The organism is Brevibacillus sp. HB1.3 (assembly GCF_013186635.1).
GTDB classification, from domain to species: domain Bacteria; phylum Bacillota; class Bacilli; order Brevibacillales; family Brevibacillaceae; genus Brevibacillus; species Brevibacillus brevis_D.
The window spans coordinates 60,235-77,417 of the sequence record NZ_JABMIT010000016.1; the positions used below are offsets into that span (position 1 = coordinate 60,235).

General features: G+C 46.9%; 21 protein-coding genes and 1 other RNA gene. 3 read left to right on the plus strand and 19 right to left on the minus strand.

From position 1 onward, the window contains the following. Positions 1 to 20: 20 nt before the first annotated feature. The gene (locus HPY31_RS26570) at positions 21 to 1,010 is read right to left on the minus strand and encodes a hypothetical protein (protein WP_172143063.1); all 990 of its coding nucleotides are present in this window, start codon (positions 1,008 to 1,010) and stop codon (positions 21 to 23) included. Between the two features lie 195 nt (positions 1,011 to 1,205). Between HPY31_RS26570 and HPY31_RS26575 the strand changes: the two genes are divergently transcribed. Further along, entirely contained in the window at positions 1,206 to 1,733 is a 528-nt protein-coding gene (locus HPY31_RS26575; RefSeq protein ID WP_172143064.1) for a hypothetical protein, read from the plus strand. A 16-nt stretch (positions 1,734 to 1,749) separates the two neighbouring features. Here the strand turns inward: HPY31_RS26575 and HPY31_RS26580 are convergent, their stop codons facing one another. From HPY31_RS26580 to HPY31_RS26625, 10 genes are all read right to left on the minus strand, one after another. Then, positions 1,750 to 2,016 (minus strand): pro-sigmaK processing inhibitor BofA family protein, encoded by a 267-nt coding sequence (locus HPY31_RS26580; RefSeq protein ID WP_016740902.1) that lies wholly within the window; start codon positions 2,014 to 2,016, stop codon positions 1,750 to 1,752. 13 nt (positions 2,017 to 2,029) lie between these two features. Then, entirely contained in the window at positions 2,030 to 2,260 is a 231-nt protein-coding gene (locus HPY31_RS26585; RefSeq protein ID WP_012683849.1) for a DUF2508 family protein, read from the minus strand. A 15-nt stretch (positions 2,261 to 2,275) separates the two neighbouring features. Beyond that, complete coding sequence (locus tag HPY31_RS26590) at positions 2,276 to 3,253, minus strand: CPBP family intramembrane glutamic endopeptidase (protein ID WP_172143065.1); 978 nt, start codon at positions 3,251 to 3,253, stop codon at positions 2,276 to 2,278. Positions 3,254 to 3,312: 59 nt separating this feature from the next. After that, entirely contained in the window at positions 3,313 to 3,786 is a 474-nt protein-coding gene (locus tag HPY31_RS26595) for an SRPBCC family protein (RefSeq protein WP_172143066.1), read from the minus strand. A gap of 151 nt (positions 3,787 to 3,937) precedes the next feature. Then, positions 3,938 to 4,534 (minus strand): recombination mediator RecR, encoded by a 597-nt coding sequence (gene recR, locus HPY31_RS26600; protein WP_012683846.1) that lies wholly within the window; start codon positions 4,532 to 4,534, stop codon positions 3,938 to 3,940. A gap of 28 nt (positions 4,535 to 4,562) precedes the next feature. Continuing rightward, complete coding sequence (locus tag HPY31_RS26605; RefSeq protein WP_026134079.1) at positions 4,563 to 4,874, minus strand: YbaB/EbfC family nucleoid-associated protein; 312 nt, start codon at positions 4,872 to 4,874, stop codon at positions 4,563 to 4,565. Between the two features lie 45 nt (positions 4,875 to 4,919). Beyond that, a complete protein-coding gene (gene dnaX, locus HPY31_RS26610; RefSeq protein WP_016740898.1) occupies positions 4,920 to 6,617 on the minus strand; it encodes a DNA polymerase III subunit gamma/tau in 1,698 nt (565 codons plus the stop codon). Between the two features lie 141 nt (positions 6,618 to 6,758). Then, a complete protein-coding gene (locus HPY31_RS26615) occupies positions 6,759 to 8,192 on the minus strand; it encodes a PAS domain-containing sensor histidine kinase (RefSeq protein ID WP_064202250.1) in 1,434 nt (477 codons plus the stop codon). A gap of 241 nt (positions 8,193 to 8,433) precedes the next feature. After that, positions 8,434 to 8,698, minus strand: an RNA gene (gene ffs / locus HPY31_RS26620) — signal recognition particle sRNA large type. Between the two features lie 55 nt (positions 8,699 to 8,753). After that, positions 8,754 to 10,517 carry an HD-GYP domain-containing protein gene (locus HPY31_RS26625; RefSeq protein ID WP_172143067.1) on the minus strand — a complete coding sequence of 588 codons (1,764 nt, stop codon included), beginning with the start codon at positions 10,515 to 10,517 and terminating at the stop codon, positions 8,754 to 8,756. Positions 10,518 to 10,731: 214 nt separating this feature from the next. Here HPY31_RS26625 and HPY31_RS26630 point away from each other — a divergent pair, with 214 nt between their 5' ends. Continuing rightward, the gene (locus HPY31_RS26630; RefSeq protein WP_016740895.1) at positions 10,732 to 11,622 is read left to right on the plus strand and encodes an EamA family transporter; all 891 of its coding nucleotides are present in this window, start codon (positions 10,732 to 10,734) and stop codon (positions 11,620 to 11,622) included. Positions 11,623 to 11,747: 125 nt separating this feature from the next. On the opposite strand, the gene HPY31_RS26635 is transcribed toward HPY31_RS26630, so the two are convergent. Both HPY31_RS26635 and HPY31_RS26640 read right to left on the minus strand, forming a co-directional pair. Continuing rightward, positions 11,748 to 12,407 (minus strand): DedA family protein, encoded by a 660-nt coding sequence (locus tag HPY31_RS26635; protein ID WP_064202253.1) that lies wholly within the window; start codon positions 12,405 to 12,407, stop codon positions 11,748 to 11,750. Positions 12,408 to 12,419: 12 nt separating this feature from the next. After that, positions 12,420 to 13,019, minus strand: coding sequence for a class I SAM-dependent methyltransferase (locus HPY31_RS26640; protein WP_016740893.1), 600 nt, complete (start codon positions 13,017 to 13,019; stop codon positions 12,420 to 12,422). Between the two features lie 238 nt (positions 13,020 to 13,257). On the opposite strand from HPY31_RS26640, the gene HPY31_RS26645 reads away from it, so the two are divergent. Beyond that, positions 13,258 to 13,566 (plus strand): DUF4870 domain-containing protein, encoded by a 309-nt coding sequence (locus HPY31_RS26645; protein ID WP_012683838.1) that lies wholly within the window; start codon positions 13,258 to 13,260, stop codon positions 13,564 to 13,566. Positions 13,567 to 13,647: 81 nt separating this feature from the next. Here the strand turns inward: HPY31_RS26645 and HPY31_RS26650 are convergent, their stop codons facing one another. The 6 genes from HPY31_RS26650 to HPY31_RS26675 form a co-directional block, all read right to left on the minus strand. Continuing rightward, positions 13,648 to 14,280, minus strand: coding sequence for an NAD(P)-dependent oxidoreductase (locus tag HPY31_RS26650; RefSeq protein ID WP_172143068.1), 633 nt, complete (start codon positions 14,278 to 14,280; stop codon positions 13,648 to 13,650). Positions 14,281 to 14,469: 189 nt separating this feature from the next. Continuing rightward, positions 14,470 to 14,859 carry a rhodanese-like domain-containing protein gene (locus HPY31_RS26655; RefSeq protein ID WP_172143069.1) on the minus strand — a complete coding sequence of 130 codons (390 nt, stop codon included), beginning with the start codon at positions 14,857 to 14,859 and terminating at the stop codon, positions 14,470 to 14,472. 24 nt (positions 14,860 to 14,883) lie between these two features. Next, positions 14,884 to 15,150 carry a metal-sensitive transcriptional regulator gene (locus tag HPY31_RS26660; protein WP_016740890.1) on the minus strand — a complete coding sequence of 89 codons (267 nt, stop codon included), beginning with the start codon at positions 15,148 to 15,150 and terminating at the stop codon, positions 14,884 to 14,886. Between the two features lie 93 nt (positions 15,151 to 15,243). Continuing rightward, positions 15,244 to 15,726, minus strand: a complete 483-nt coding sequence (locus HPY31_RS26665; RefSeq protein ID WP_007719857.1) for a DsrE/DsrF/DrsH-like family protein — start codon at positions 15,724 to 15,726, stop codon at positions 15,244 to 15,246. Positions 15,727 to 15,810: 84 nt separating this feature from the next. Beyond that, a complete protein-coding gene (locus HPY31_RS26670) occupies positions 15,811 to 16,599 on the minus strand; it encodes a sulfite exporter TauE/SafE family protein (RefSeq protein WP_016740889.1) in 789 nt (262 codons plus the stop codon). A 340-nt stretch (positions 16,600 to 16,939) separates the two neighbouring features. Then, positions 16,940 to 17,164 (minus strand): sulfurtransferase TusA family protein, encoded by a 225-nt coding sequence (locus HPY31_RS26675; RefSeq protein WP_007719853.1) that lies wholly within the window; start codon positions 17,162 to 17,164, stop codon positions 16,940 to 16,942. Positions 17,165 to 17,183: the final 19 nt, after the last annotated feature.

The following is a 17,183-nucleotide window of genomic DNA, read 5'->3' on the forward strand; positions in this document are numbered from 1 at the left end:
ATACCCCATTATAGTCAGCATCATTCCCAAACGTTCGTGTTTTCGCCGACAGCTCGGTAGGCTTGGAAGTAGGACTGGGCTTCCTGCACAGGGAAGCAAGCTGCCGCATCAATGGCATAGGACTGCCTCATTCGGTTTACCAGCTCTGATAACGGCAGCTCTGTAATGGTCGTTCCCGCAGCATTCCCGATCACGAGCAAATCCGCATCCTTTACAGCATCCTGCCACGAATCGTATAGCGTCCAACGCGTCATCCTTTTGTTCGGAATTGGCTTGTCCTCCCCCGTGTACATGGCAACGTCCTTTCCAGCCAACCAGTCAGAAGACATATGCTCCCATAGCGAATCCTCTCCCCAAAGTACGATCCGCTGTATATTGGCTTTTTGTAGAACGAGCCTGCATTCTTTTTCAAGCCATCTCACGATGAGAGAAGAGTCCTTGCGGGACGGGTAGAGCCAGCCGTGACCGATTCGTTTGTCCATTCCGAGCGCGCGACTGACCTGGAGCAGAGAAATTCCCTTCTCATCGCAGCTGGCACCAAGTTCGATGTAAAACTGCTCCTTCCACGCCAGATACCGCGGCAATTGCCGAAGCGCTTCATCCACTTCACGCATCCCGCATACCATCGTCACCAGTGAGTAGCGAGCGAGCTGCCTACAGAGGAATCGCATCCATCTCCCATCGGGTCCCCCTCCAAGCAAAGCACGCTCATGGGTAAATAAAGCCATACGGATGACCTCATACTTCCCGGTGTGCTCGTATTGGGTATGTAATGTATTCGCCCAGTCGTATGGCACGTCGCTTCCGTAGACAAGTGCGAGCCATGGCTCCGTCCCCAGCTTTTGCATCCTTTCCTGCAAAAGCTTGCCATCACTCTCTTTTGTCAGCAACAATCCATTGGCGCCTTCTTGAATGGCATCTGTGCTGCAAACAACCAGCTCGATTCCACATGCTCCTAGCTCATTTCCAAATCTCGCTACGACCTCCTCTGAAATGACCCAAAGCTTCACGCTCTTCTTCCCTCCTCACACCCTACCCCTATCATTCCTTTTATCCTACCCATAACAAAAAGCCGTCAGTCTAATCAGGCTAGACAAACGGCTTGTTTCATTCGTTGTATGAGCTTTCTCAAGATTTGCGACTGTGCGATAATGGAAACGCAGACTTTCATTCATCCAGACCGCTGTCAAAGGAAGTGACTTCTCATGAAAGAAACCGCCGCTCATACGATCTATAGCTACAAGCTGCTCTATCGTTTTCGCTGGCGATTCGTCGGCTACCTTTTTCAACTGCTGTTGATAGGCTTGTCCCTTATTTGGCACTCATTCTTGCTACAAGTCCCCGCTTATACGCTGATTGTGACCTTAGCGATTCTACCCGTGATACCGATCTGTCATTTGGTCTTATTTCGACTGTATGCCCTTCTGCGCGGCCATAAGCCAAAGACAACTGCCGATATGCTCGTCTCTCCATGGTGGGGGGCAGGCTATCCACTTCCCATCCCGCTCTCTGTCTATCGGGGAAGTGAGCTGACGGTAAACGTGGGGAGTATGGCGATTGCAGCAGGGGCTTATGTGTGGCTTTCAGAAGGATATGGGCTCACGTTGATCACCGGAACGTTGATCGTCTCGCTGCCACGCCTCCTCGCCCTCCTTACTTCCTTTCGTCAGCCAAGTCGTAGCCGTGTGAAATACGAGGATCGCGGCGTTGCTTTTTTGCTTACCGATGGATAACCGAATCGATACACCTTTACATAACCCATAGCTTGATGACAATCAACGCCGCCAATCCAGGCAAACGGAGAAATCCGACGAGCAGAGCCGTCACCGGGTTGATTGGGATATGGAAGTTAGCCAGCTCTCCAACCAGATTGGTAAAAAACAGCAATAGTGCCCCAATCACGACTTGCATGATCCCAAATCCAATCCACCTGATCGGGCCCGTGACAGATTTGCTGACGGCAATCACCAGCAAAATTCCAACTACAATCAGTGCTATAACCCACCCTGTAGTCATCGGCTTTTTCCTCCTATGCCTGTTGGCGATTCCTTTCGCGCTTTGCTTGCGCGAGCAAATACATATACCGCTTTTCGGTCACATGCAAATAGTAAATGACATCATCCAAACCGCCATCCGGTTCACTGATCTCCACAAGATGGCGGGCATGCTGCCAGTCCATTCGCGCCTGATTGACTGCCACATCCAAGCTCGCTTCATTCCATTCCACCACAAACCGCGCTTTTTTTCTCCACCTACTCACCAGCAAGCTTCCCCCTCAGTGAAAGTAGTAAAGTACCCCTGTCATGTTGTTCAACGCATGCAATAAAACAGCTCCCCAGATTGATTGGTACCGATGTCGAACGAATCCGAGTAAAAGTCCAATGACAAAAAGTGGAGCAAATAGGGCAAGATCCATATGCAGGAGCCCAAACCAGAGACTGCTCAGGAAAATACCCAAAAGAGGCCCAATTCTCTGAACCAGATAAGTCTGAATCACGCCCCGAAACAAAATCTCCTCCGCAATCGGAACCAAGATGCCAATGACCACAAGTGAGGTGAGCGCCGCCAAAATATCCGTTTCTTTCGCCTGCACAATCTCTTTTTCGATCTGCTGCTCTCGCTCTGAAGATAGAGATAATCCAAACCAGTCCGCAATTGGGTTAGTCACCACCGCATCCATCACTAGTGCAATCAAAAGAAACAGGGCAGCGAGCATCAACAGCATCCGGCCTAGTCGTACAGGTCGGCGAACGCCGATTTCCCCCAGTCGTCCACGAAACCACAGCGGAATCAAAATCAACAGGAACAGTTGAAAAATAGCTGATTCCAATATTCCTCCGATCGTACCGATGGAAAAGAAGGTACCCTCCAGTAAAAACCCATACAACAGTAGTACGCCCGTTTGAAACACATGCAGCCAAGCTACAATATGCAGAACATCATTCCCTGTAAGCTCGTCATATTGCCATAGCCATGACGTCAGCTGCCGTCTTTCTCTTAGCAGGCTCACAATGAAACCAACGGTCGCAATGAAGCTAAATACCGTCACCCCAAATGCAAGTAATCCTAACCACACCTCCGGTTGCCCGACGGTAGTAGCGACCCACTTTCCGTCTACCCCCTTGTGAAAACGAATCATGGATAACTCGGCAGCAAACATGAGCCAATACCCAATAAACAGCATGATCGCCCATGGAGTGGACTTTTGTCGCCGTATCCCACTCGCAAGCGACAGTCCTGGTCCTGTCAGCATCTCCTCACGCTCCTATTTCACTGTATGTCTCGTCCATTCAAAAAAGTCCGGCATTTCTATCAAGATTGCAAAGCTTTGATCTTTGCTTCCGCTACTTGCTTGAGATATTCATTGCGCGTTCGTAAAAATCGCGTCATATATGCCTCCAGGAACAACCAATCCGCGAGCTTTCCCAAAATACCCAACGGAGATGTGTAATCAAAAATGTCGATCATCCTCGTCTGATTTTCCGTAATCGGAATGAACTCATGCGTGTGATGAAACCGTTTGAAAGCGCCAGAAACCATCTCGTCCACGAAATAGCACGGTTCTTCCATCTCTGTGATTTTCACCGTCAAATTCTGCTTGATACCAAAATGAATGGCTTCCCAGGTAACAGTTTCCCCTAGGTTTATCAGTCCGCTCGTTACTCCTCCAATGGCTCTCTCCTTCGTGCTGGCGGTTGATTCCATATGTAAATCAATGCTTCTGGCAGCATCAAAGCAAACCTGTCGCGGAGCATCTATCAAAAACTCCATACGAATAACTGGCATCCTGCATCCTCCTCTTGAAACGAAAAAAAGACAGGCAGCCCCCGTCTTCTTTTCTATCTATATCCTACACTCGGATGATATTTAAAAAGTCGTCCTTTCAGCACCGAGAAAGTGGCGAGAACCTGAAGAAGGAGAACTTTTTAAATTTCCATTACAAGTCGCGTCTTCCTTCCAATGCTTTGGTCAGCGTCACTTCATCGGCGTACTCCAAATCTCCACCTACTGGCAAGCCGTGGGCGATACGCGTCACGCGAATGCCAAAAGGTTTAATCAGCCGGGAAATGTACATCGCTGTTGCTTCCCCTTCGATATTCGGATTGGTCGCCAAAATGACTTCCTTCACCTGCTCGTCACCGAGGCGCTTCAACAGGTCAGGAATGCGAATATCCTCCGGACCGATCCCATCCATAGGAGAAATCGCCCCGTGCAAAACGTGATAATACCCTTCAAACTCTCGCGTCTTCTCCATCGCTACCACGTCTCGGGGCTCCTGCACCACACAGATGATGGAGCCGTCACGGCGTTTGTCCCGACAAATATGACATGGATCGAGATCGGTAATATTGTTGCAGACCGAGCAGTAATGAAGCTGACGCTTGGCATTGACCAATGCTTTTGCCAGATCAAGCACGTCGTCCTCTTTCATATTTAGCACAAAAAAGGCAAGCCGCCCAGCCGTTTTGGGACCAATGCCGGGCAATTTCATAAAACCATCAATGAGCTTTGAGACCGGTTCTGGATAAAACATCGCCTACTCCTCTTTTCCTGCCCAATTTTTAGAACAGGCCTGGGATGTTCATGCCTCCAGTAAATTTGCCCATTTCCTTGCCTACCATTTCATCTGCTTTGCGCAGTGCATCGTTCACAGCAGTGAGCACCAGGTCTTGCAGCATTTCTACATCTTCAGGGTCTACTACTTCTGGCTTGATCACGATGTCTTTGATTTGCTTATGTCCATCGATTTTCACAGTGATAGCACCGCCACCAGCAGAGCCTTCCACGATTCTCTCTTTCAAGCCTTCTTGCGCTTTTTGCATTTCTTCCTGCATTTTTTTCACTTGCTTCATCATTTGTTGCATTTGCTGCATGTTTTTCATTGAGGTATCCTCCCTAAATGGTTATGAGTGTATGATTTAGTCTTTGACTTCCACAAGACCTTCTCCGACGAGCTTGATGGCTTCCGCCAAAAACGGGTCCTCTTCTGGCTCATCAGAAGCGTCTTTTTGACCAACCTGCTGGTCTACACTTTGCCACTCTTCCTCCATGACAGACAAGAGCTGCAAGGGCCTGCCCAACACCGTAGACATAACGCGCTCGATCACGCTCCGAAGCTCTGCCTCCATCGTCTTATCGCAATGGATAGCACTGTTGAAGGTTACGACAACCGCTTCATTGCCGGCGGCTACCGGTTGACCATTGACTAGCCAAGCCTGGTACTGGATCTTGATCTTTTTCAGTTCGGTCAAAATTTGACTCCACTGCCCACGCACTTGTCTCGTCAAATTCTCATCCATGGCCTTCGCGACTTCCCTGACTCTATTCATTGGGGTTCGTGAACCACCAGAAGCCGCAGCTATGCGCCTTGGTTCGCTCTTGCGCGTTTCTTCGGCCTTTTGCTGGCCGGGAATGCTCACCTGACCTTGCATCACTTGAACCAAACGCTCTTCCAAAACGCGGATACGATTGGACATCGCGGTCAGTTCCTCGCTGTTAACGGGTGAGGCTCCCATAGATTCCGTCGCATTCGCATTAGGCTGGCACATTTTGACAAGGGTCAGTTCAACCAGCACCCTTGCATAGGTCGACCATTTTAATTGCGACAAAGCCTGATTGCAGGTCTCAATCGCTGCGTAAAGCACCGGAAACGAGTACAGCTTTGCAACCTCTGCAAACTGGTCATCAATCATGGTCCGCTCGACAATCTCTTCTAGCTGCGGCGCTGTCTTCAATAACAGCATATCGCGGTAATAGTAGAGGAAATCGTGCAGGAACTGCTCCGGGTCCTTCCCTTGCACCATGACTTTATCAAATTGCTCCATGACCTGCGCAATATCATTTTCGGCAATATGTCGCGCAAGCACAGAAAAGTAAGATTGGGCAACTGTGCCCGTAATCTGCATAATATCACTAGCACGAACCTCGTCCTTGCTATAGCTAATCGCTTGGTCCAACAAGCTAAGAGCATCACGGGCTCCACCTTCAGCCATCTTCGCTACGAGCTGCAGGGCCTGCTCCTCCACCTGCACCCCTTGTGATTGACAAATCCTTTGCAAAAGATCGACCATCACTCTCAGTGGAATTCGGTGAAAATCAAAGCGCTGGCAACGTGAGATAATCGTAGCTGGCAGCTTGTGCGGCTCTGTCGTCGCCAAAATAAAAATGACGTGGGACGGCGGCTCTTCGAGGGTTTTTAACAAAGCGTTAAATGCCTCTGTCGTCAGCATATGCACCTCATCGATGATGTACACTTTATACCTGACGTCGCTCGGGGCAAATTTCACTTTGTCGCGAATGTCGCGGATCTCTTCAACACCACGGTTGGATGCCGCGTCGATTTCCAGCACATCCGTTACAGAACCGTTGGAGATGGCTCTACATGTATCGCATTGATTGCATGGCTCGCCATCTATCGGCTGCTCGCAGTTCACTGCTTTCGCCATAATTTTGGCTGCACTTGTTTTTCCCGTACCTCGGGGACCGTTGAATAAATAGGCATGGGACAGCCTATTTTCGCGTAAAGCATTACGCAAGGTTGTCGTAACATGCTCTTGTCCGACTACGTCCTGAAAAGTCTGCGGTCGGTATACGCGGTATAGCGCGGTATAAGCCATGTTCGTGTGACACTCCCCATCTGCACAGTCCTCTTCTATATCCTATTCAGTATACACGATTGCCACCGTTCGTACAAAGTGAACGGACATGTCTCACTTAAAAAACGCCCCGTTCACAATTGTGCGGGACGCATTCTACACCTAATATGGCAGCATGATATGGAAGGTCGTCCCAAACCCTTTGGAGGAGACGCGGATTTGACCACCAATATCGTGAATGATTTTTTGGCAGACAGACAATCCTAGCCCTGTCCCTTCCTCTTTTGTCGTAAAAAACGGATCAAAAATCTTATCAATAATGTAAAGCGGGATGCCTGGACCTGAATCGTGAATATCGATACTCACTTTGTCGCCATCCTGATCGAAATGATGGGAAATCTGAAGCGACCCCTGCTCTCCCATTGCTTCTATTCCATTTTTGCAGATATTAATGAACACCTGCTTCAATAGCTCGTTATCCCCGACGACCATCGGAAGCTTACCACAAGAGGCAAACTGAACATCAATTCCGTACAGATTCGCCTGCGACTCGACGATCGGCAAAATTTCCTCAAAAACGGTATTTAAGTCGACCATGGAATATTGAATATTGCGCGGCTTGCTCAATAGCAGGAATTCACTGACTAAAGAATTGATGCGATTGATTTCGGTGAGCATGATTTCGGTGTACGTTTTCTCCCTCTCCATGCCACTGTCACTAAATAACTTGAGGAACATTTGCAGAAAACCTTTGATCGAGGTAAGGGGATTGCGAATCTCGTGTGCTGTACCAGCAGCGATTTGCCCGATCATCGCCAAGCGTTCATTCCGCTCGAGCTTTTGGGCGAAGGATCGCAGGTTTGTTATGTCTTTAAAAAGAATAAACGCCCCCACTATTTTCCCTGACTCGTCTTGGAGTGTATTTGCGTCGACAATCAGCTCATAGCGTTGGTTGTCATTGGTCCAGGAAGTCGCGACATTTTGCAGCTTTACGCCTTCCAACAGTTCTTTTTTAATGAACCGATGCGGTTCGGGGATGCCGCTAAATACCTGATCGACGTGTTTATTGATGACATCCAGTCTCTCCATACCCAGTAGCTTACACGCCGTCTGACTGGCTTCGATAATGATCGATTTCTCGTCGAGGATAAACAAGCCCATGCTTGTATCATAGGTCAGTTTGGTCAGCAATCGTTGCGATAAGAGCTGATCGCTTTCTTTTAGGAGTTGGGGAAAATGAATCATGTACAGAAGTTCTTCTGCTTGCTGTGCCATGATCATAACAGATGTGTTCCTGCATTTCCCTTGTTTATCACGCCATTCTAGTTCGACCTCGCCCTTGGTTCCCACTTCTTCTTCCCTTCGCAAATATTCCTCATACAGATGCTCTATGGAGCCTCGATGGGGAAGAAGAGAGCTGATAGGCTGATTGACTAGTTGATCGCGTGAATATCCGGTTACACGAAGCAGTTGTTCGTTGACCTCCACGATACTACCCGCTTGATTCACCAATAAAACGGCAGTAGGCAGTTGATGCATGAACCGCTGCAATCGACCGGACGAGCCAACGAGATGTAACGAAGAAAGTGCACTCATTGCTTGTCCCTCCTGGCCTATGACGTATTTTGAAAGGAAAGAAACCGAAATCCTTTCCGCCTATTATGAAAATTCGTGAAAATAGTCGTAAAACCTTCATTCTATCCGCCTGAAAAGCATGGAAATGTTTCGCTAGTTATCGTCAAATTCCAACAAAAAATAATTGGATCGTAAAATAAACATAAACAAAAATAGCATGCTTCCCTTTGGAAACATGCTATCTGTACATGCGTGATAAGTACCGTGCACCTATCTTCGATAATTCTTATCCGAGCGTTACTTATGGTAGCAGCTCAGAGCAGGCTACCCTGCGGCACACGCGATGATCCACTTATGGCTGCTTCCTTCCGGACCTGACCAGATTCATGGGTTCGCGTTGCACAGGACCCGCTCCTCAACACCGCCGCCATAAGGCAGCCTCACATAAGAAAACCTAGGATAGGAATTCAACCCTGCTATTGCGGATTGCAGGTTACAGGGCACCGCAACCTCCCCGTCTAGCACGGTAGAATTAGAATACCAAAGTTACTAGCCGATAGCAAGGAGTAAACCTATCCAGTGTTAGGAAATCTCTCTATCCTTACTAACTCTTCCCTTGCAATCCGCCGATTGTGTAATCTGAATAGCTCCATCCTCAAAAGCCTTCTTAAAAATCGAAACAATGGAGGGATCAAACTGTGTTTCTTGGCATCGCAGAATTTCTTCGTATGCCTCATTTGCTGACATGGCTTTGCGATAGGAACGTGTAGAAGTCATCGCATCAAACGTATCTGCAACGGCAAGAATACGCCCAATCAGCGGGATTTCTTCCCCTTTGAGCTGATCAGGGTAACCTTTTCCATCCCATCGCTCATGGTGATGCCGCACGCCTGGACTGATATGAGACAGGTTTTCTATCTGCTCCACAATTTTTCCACTGATGATGGAATGAGTTTTCATGCATTCATACTCGTCAGATGAGAGCTTTCCTGTTTTTAAAAGGACGTGATCAGGAATGGCTACTTTTCCGATATCATGCATTAATCCAGCATAACGTAAATCATCTCGTGAAAAGGCAAGCTGCTCCTGTTGTTGTAAATAATCATAGATGATAAGGGCGTAGTGTGTAACTCGTTCTGAATGTCCTGCTGTATAAGGGTCCTTCATCTCTACGGCTAAATAAAAGCTGCGAACGATTTGATCCAGGCTCTGTTGCGAATACTCCCGCTCTCGGGTAATTAACGAATGCATCTGTTCTGCCATGGTGTTGAACTTATTCTCCAAGAGCGTTATTTCTTTCATTCCCTGTATCGGGACGCGTATAGAAAAGTCACCTTTCAACAAGGAGTCAGTGGCGGATACCAAGCTATAGATCGGCTCACCAATCCATTTTGATAAACGATGAGCCACATAACAGGCAAATAAAATAACAATAAAAAGGGTGAAAAAAAAGATGAGGTTCAACCGTTGCAGCCGTTCATTAATCCCGTCTCTTGGCAACCACTCAAAATAAGCACCACCGCTTTTTTCAGATACTTGACGGTATACGTAAATGTCCTTGCCTTGGATGAGCAATGAAAAGAGTCCTTTTTCATTGGATTGTTCCCACTGATTGCGCACGATTTCATAATGAGGAAGCCCCGAAACATGGCTTCCAATCATCGCTTTGTCGGTGTGAATCATAATGGTTCGGGAGGGGGAAAGAACCATCATGCCATACTCTTTTGGAACGACGTAGGTACGGACCCAGTCAGTCAGTTTGTCCAGATCGATTTCTACCAATAAAAGTCCCGTAGCTTTTGGATTCGAACCCTCCAGGCGCTTCTCGAGAAAAAATGATCTTGGATACTCCTCTTTCTCCCTTTTGGTTAGAAAATCTACTCTGCTTTCTCCGGTTCCCCAATGCTCTCGTTCCATAAATTGATTATCCGCACTCCAGCTCTTATCTTCGCGTAAAGAGAACACTCTCCCATCTTCACCGAGAAAAACAATATTGCCTACCACGTTTTGTTTGTGGGAGAAACGCTCGAATAGATTTTGGACAGCTTGTTCCTGCGATGGCCATTCACGCCGGATGCCCTTTTTATTTCCCTCGACAAAAGATGGTCCATCTGTCATACGCACAGTCAGCCTAATCGCCAATTCATCGGTATCCTTTTGGATAGACTGAAAAAGAGACAAGAGACGTTCATCGACGAGTCCTATATTCGCATTCATGTTCGTCTTGTATAGCTCAAATACTGCCTCTTTGGCTTGATCATAAAAAAGGAAGCAAATAAAAATAGTAGGACCTAGAATCAATAATAAAAATGTGGAAAATAATCGATCCCTCCACTTCAGGTACACAAGCCTCCCCCTTTTTTCTGAGCTGTTCACTAATCCTATAGCTACACCATTTGTAGTGGGTACGATTATATAGTGTCACTTCACTATTTCCCGCTGGGATCAAACTCAAACCTTTGTTCGAACCAAAAATGGAATCTTTTTCATCCATAGACAAACGGACGCTGTCGTAATATTCTAGCTAAGAATTATTATCGTATGTGAGGAGATGCATCAGATGAGATACATCCTCCTGGTTTTTCTCGGAGCATGTAGTTATGGCATACTATCAACCATCGTAAAGCTTGCCTACAAGCAAGGCTATTCGCCCGCAGAGGTAATTGGTGGGCAAATGTTTTTGGGCTTTGTGCTGACCTGGATACCCGCCCTTTTTTTCCTACGTACCAAGCCTCCCCTTCGCCAGTTGCTATTATTGGTCGCTGTAGGTCTGACTGTCGGTTCGACGGGAATGATGTACTACAATGCCCTGCAATATATCCCAGCCTCGATCGCTATCGTCCTTTTGTTTCAATTCACGTGGATGGGCGTACTGATTGAAGCAGTGATGACTCGAAAGATGCCTGGAAAGGAGACGATTTTTTCCCTCCTCTTGTTGCTGACAGGGACCCTTCTTGCAGGAGGAATTTTTGAGAGCGGTGGATTGGCCCAATTTCATATCCTGGGTGTCATATTCGGCCTTCTCTCAGCCGTTTCTTTTACTTTGTTTATTTTGTTCAGCGGGAAAACCGCCATTTCTGTTAATCCGTGGCTTCGTAGTTCCAGCATGGCAACGGGCTCTTTTCTGTTGGCCAGCCTGATTTACCCACCTGCTTTTCTATTCAACGGAGCATTGTTGGACGGGTTGTTTCCATACGTATTTTTACTCGCCTTTTTCGGGATTTTGATCCCGACGGTTTTTTTCAATTATGGGATGCCCCACATCGGACCGGGGATGGGAGCCATATTGGGAGCAGCTGAGCTACCTATGGCTGTACTCTCCTCCTATGTCATACTGAATGAATCTGTCTCTATCCTCCAAGTGAGCGGTGTCGTAATCATTTTACTCGGAATTATCTTGCCGGAATGGCTGCGCCAGCGAAACATTCGAAGAAACAAGGTTACCTCATAAACCGTTGTCCAAAGCCCCTCCATTGTGCCACTACCGCACATACGGACGGGTTTTTTTATGATAAAAATAAAAAAACCTCTGCTCCACGCAGAGGGGTTGTTGACTTCGTCATTATTCCATTCGGGTTACTCTTTTCGATCAGGATCGATCATCAGTGGCTGTGGCGCAGCTGCCATGCTTTTTTGTTTTCTCCAAACGGTAAATCCATAATAAGCAGCAGCAATGAGAACCAGTACACCTAATACAGAAAAAATCACAGTTCGATTATTTAACAAGGCCACATAAGAAGTAAGCAGCTCGACCTTATTGCCCATAAAATGACCAAGCAAAAACAAGATCAGTGTCCATACAAAACCGGTTGTGTACGAAAACAGAGCGTACCGTGGAAACGTCATTTTCCCGATCCCGACCAAGTAAGGAACCACATGCCTGACGACTGGAAAGAAATAGCTAATACACAGAGCGTAGCTTCCGTAACGATCGAGCAGCGACTGCGCTTGCTCTACGTACTTGTTCATTCCTTTTTTGCGACTAATCCAGTTCAGTGCAGGTGCACCTAGCCATCTCCCGAGCACATATCCCAATGACAGCCCAGACACAACACCCAAATAGGTCGCAATAAATGCAGGAAAGACATGCAGAAGTCCCATCGAGGTCAGCACTCCCGCAGACAGCACGATCACCTCGTCAGGAATCGGCATACCAACAATCCCTAGCCATAACATAAAGAAAAGCGCAAAATAGCCAAACTGACCCACAGACTCGGACAGCATATCGACAATCATTTTGAAATCCTCCTAGCCGACACCCTCACCATCATCCTTTCGGCAGATGTAGACAAAGGCAGGTGGCAGATTCAATGGAACCATTTTCACCGATACTTGTTCAAATACAGAGGAAAGCTGCTTTTTCATTTGCAGCGAATATTGGAAGGCGACAAATACTCCGCCTGGTTTTAGAGCATGATATACCTGATCCATAATTTGATCACGCAGCTCCTGTGGGAAGTTGGCAAATGGCAATCCTGACAAAATACAGTCGGCTTTCCCCAACCCTGCTTCCGTAAGAACCCGATTCAAATCCACCGCATCTTCGTGGAATCGTACATCGGGAAATTGTGGTTCCAACCTCATGCGCATCTTGGTCTCCTTTTCAAAGGATACCAGTACGGCTTCCGGTTTTTTCTTTTGCTCGATCCACTTCGTAAAAATCCCCGTTCCTGCTCCTAATTCCACAATTGTATGTGCTTGCTCCCAGTCGATGGGCGCAACCATTTGTTTACAAAGCGCACGGGAGCTAGGAGTAATACTGCCTACTTGGCCAGGTGACCGCAAAAAATTATAGAAGAACATCATCCGATCCTTCAAGCTGGATGGATGATGACAATCGATCATCATGTTTATATACTCCCTTCTCAGTTCTTGCTTATCCCTATATCATATCCAAAAAACATTACGAATTATCTACCAAAAACGAAAGATTTTCTTACTACTATAACAGTAAACGAATGTAAATAAAAATTCCTCCGTCTATAGTCGGAGTAAATAATCACGCTTATGATGGTTTTTTGAGTGATTTCTATACGTTACAATGTCACTAGATCAAGTTTTACATCGAATCAAGGAGGACTTATTTATGGATTATAGAGGTGTAAAAGTCATAACGCACGCTAGCACATTTTTTGCACCGATCCTTGTGCCCATTCTGGTCTGGCTTCTCGTACAAAATCGTGACGCCAAAAATATGGCGCTGCAAGCTTTGTTCTTCCACATCATTATGACGGTGCTCATCGCGATTTCCTGGTTCTTCACCTTCTTGTTGATCGGGATTCCGTTCCTGATTGTGTTTGGACTGATGGCGATTTACTACCCGATTAAAGGTATCCTTTACTCCTTAAATGGACGCCCGTTTTCCTACCCATTCGTTGGTGGGATTGGCCGATAATCTCGATACACAACAAAGACCAGCTATCCTTTGGTAGGAAGCTGGTCTTTTTGTTCAGGTAGAGCCTAATTTCAATCGAGATTAGGAGCCTACTGTGAAGCGCTCATTTTGATGCTTCGGATTTTCGATTTCATCGAGCATCGCCACTGCATAGTCAGCATAGCTCACATAGCTCTGTCCGTTCGCGTTCACTAACAGTTGGTCTTTTCCGAGTCGGTACGCGCCTGTTCTCTCTCCTGCTGAGTCAAAAAAGGCAGATGGACTGATATACGTCCATTGAATGCCGTTTGACTCTTCCAATACACGCAAGTACTCTCCATGCTTTTGTGCAGTTGCCAAGTAAGCCTTAGGGAAATCAGGAGTTTCTACTAGGCGCAGTGTTTTGGCTTCGTCTACAAACAAGCTGCCTGCACCACCTACAACGAGCAGACGAGTAGAAGGTGCACCCTTCAATGCTTCAATCAGAGCCTTCCCAGACTCGACATGCAGATGTTCTTGACCTGCTGGTGCGCCAAAAGCGTTTACGACTACGTCAAATCCATTCAAATCTGCCGCTGTCAGGTCAAACACATCTTTCTGAATCACAGCTACATCTTTTTGCTCGATTTTGGATGCATCACGCACAATCGCTGTCACTTGATGACCACGATCCAACGCCTCTTTCATAATTACCTTACCTGCTTTGCCGCTTGCTGCTACAATTGCAATCTTCATGATGATATTCCCTCCGTTTTGTATGTTGTAGATGTAACCGTATTAGTTACAACACTTTTAAAAAGAATAGGCTTTTACCGCATCGCCCTGTTGTAATCATTTTAGTTACAACAAAACAAAATGTCAACCCTGTTTTTTTCACACATAAAAAAGCACCGGGGTATTCACACATACACCAGGTGCTAGCTGTTACTTCTTTTTTTTCGGACCATTCCAGGTGATGAACCCGCCTTGCAGGTGAGCCATCTGCGAAACGCCGTGTTTCTTTAAAATTTTTGCTGCCTGCTTGCTACGCATCCCGCTCCGACAGTATAGCAATATATCGTTTTTGCCGGAAATTTCTTTTGCACGTTGGTCGAGCGCAGACAAAGGGATATTCACTGCTGATGGAATGTGACCCGCTTTATATTCGTGCGGTTCGCGTACATCGATGAGCAGCACCCTGCTTTTTTGGTTAACCCGTTCCTTGAACTGATCTGACTTGAGATTTTCCAATCCCTTTACAGGAAGGAAGCGAGAGATGATATACCAAATAATGACCGCATAGGCGAACAGCAAAAGAATCGTAGTGAAACTCATAGAAAGCTCCTCTCCAAAATCGGTTTAACGGCTCTTGACCAAAAGCTCTACGGCTTCTTTCACCAGCTTGCTCGTGTCTCCTCCAGCAGCCTGCTCCTCTAGCAAACAGCGTTGCAGGTTTTCCGCTACAATCTGGGCAATCGCCTTGTCTGAAGCGTTGCGAACGGCAGAGAGCTGCGCTACTACGTCTTTGCAGTTTTTCTGCTCGTCCATCATTTTCAGCACACCGCCAACCTGTCCCTGGATTCGTTTTAAACGTCTTTTGATATCGTCACTGTAATTGTAATCCATATGAATTCCTCCTGTTTCACGACAAGGCATACGTATACAGGTATCTTATGCGAAATACAGGCAATGTCAAGCCAAGCGCCTACGCGAGCTGTTTTAAATAAACAGGTTTACTTTTGCCTGTGTCGCATCCCCCAAATAAGCAGCTACACCTGCATACTCCATTCCATCGAGCAATTCCTCCTGTTTGAGGCCAAGCAAGTCCATCGTCATCGTACAAGCGACCAGCTTCACTCCCTGCTCTTGTGCCAGCTCGATGAGTTGTGGAAGCGTCAGGGCATTGTGCTTTTTCATGACATGCTTGATCATTTCTGGACCCATGCCCATCATGTTCATTTTAGACAGTCCGAGCTTCTTGGCGCCCCTTGGCATCATCCAACCGAACGCTTTTTCAAGCCATCCCTTTTCTACCTTCACGATCTCGTCCTTGCGCATCGTATTGAGTCCCCAGAAGGTGAAGAAAATCGTGACATCATGATCATAGGCAGCAGCTCCGTTCGCAATAATAAAGGCTGCAATTGCTTTATCCAAGTCACCGCTAAACAACACGATCGTCGTTTTTTCTTTTTGTTTTTCCATGTAAGAACACCCCTTCATAATACTCATACTTGTATAGGTATAAAAATAAGCGAAAGAAGCTTTTGCAACGAAAAGCATCTTTCCTTATAGAATGTCACTCCAAATCTTGATCGCCGTTCCACAGATCAGCACAATCAGGCCATAACGCAAATATTTCACATCGCTCTTGGCGCTGACCATACTGCCCACCGGCGCCCCCAAAACACTTCCGATGACCGTATACAAAACGGGCAAGAGCGGAATTTGCCCACCCGACAGCTTCCCGATCACACCACCTATTGCGGAGATGAATACAATAGCCAAAGATGAGGCAATCGTCACCCGCGTAGGTATTTTCAGCACGGTCAGCATAATCGGAATGAGGATGAACGCTCCCCCTGCACCGACAATCCCGGATACGATTCCCACAACAAATGCAGCACCAGCAGCAATGATGCGATTATATGCGACCTCCCCTGCTGCCGCTTCTGTCCCTCTATTTTTCACGAGCATCAAAATCACAGCGATGATTGCCAGTATCCCGTACACCAAATTAATGCTTTCATTCGACAAGTATCGGGAGAGGGCTGCACCAATCAGGCTTCCCGCCAGGATGCTTACCCCCATATCTCTAACGAGTCCTTTATGAATCAAGGGCGAGTTTTTCCCGTTTCTTTTGCGGAAAGCCAGTACGCCAGACAGCGACGCGAAAAATACTTGAAACATCGATATCACCGAAACTTCCTGGGCGGAAAACTGCGCTACCCCTAGTGCCGGTGGTATAAACAGGAGCATCGGATAGCTGATGATCGCTCCGCCAATCCCAAGCAACCCGGAAAAAAAGGAGCCGACAAAACCGATAGAGACCATGAGCAGAAGCAGCAAAACGTCCATATATCCTCCTTGCATTCCTACCTAACACATCGGAATGCTCAACACTCTTTTCAAATGAACCATCTTCAAGTAAAATTAATTCCAAGTAAATAACTGTGAATAAGGTGATTTCGATGATTCCCTTTTTCAAATCCATTTTTCAGCATCGGTGCCCCACCTGCCAAGAACCTTTGCGCTCACACAATAATGCCTTGTTCAGTGAAAAGCAATGCCCAAATGGCCATTACAAAGAAGAAATCTATACGCACCTTGGCGTACGTATCGTTTATGAAAATCAGGAGTAAGCGAGCACGACACGAACCGTTAGCGGCTTCATCCAAAAGTGCTCGCTTCTGTCTCCCTACAGCTTTTTCACTAAAAATTTGTATACACCGTTCTCAACCTCATGGGAAACCAGCTCATTCCCGGTTTGCTTGACCCAAGCGGTGAAGTCGTTCAGAGAGCCTTTGTCCGTCGAGAGTACCTCCATGGTTTGACCGGATTGCATTCCGTCCATTGCTTTTTTTGCTTTGACGATTGGCATCGGGCAAGCCAGGCCTTTTGTATCTACAACAATATCCGCCATCATTTATTCCCCCTGTTAT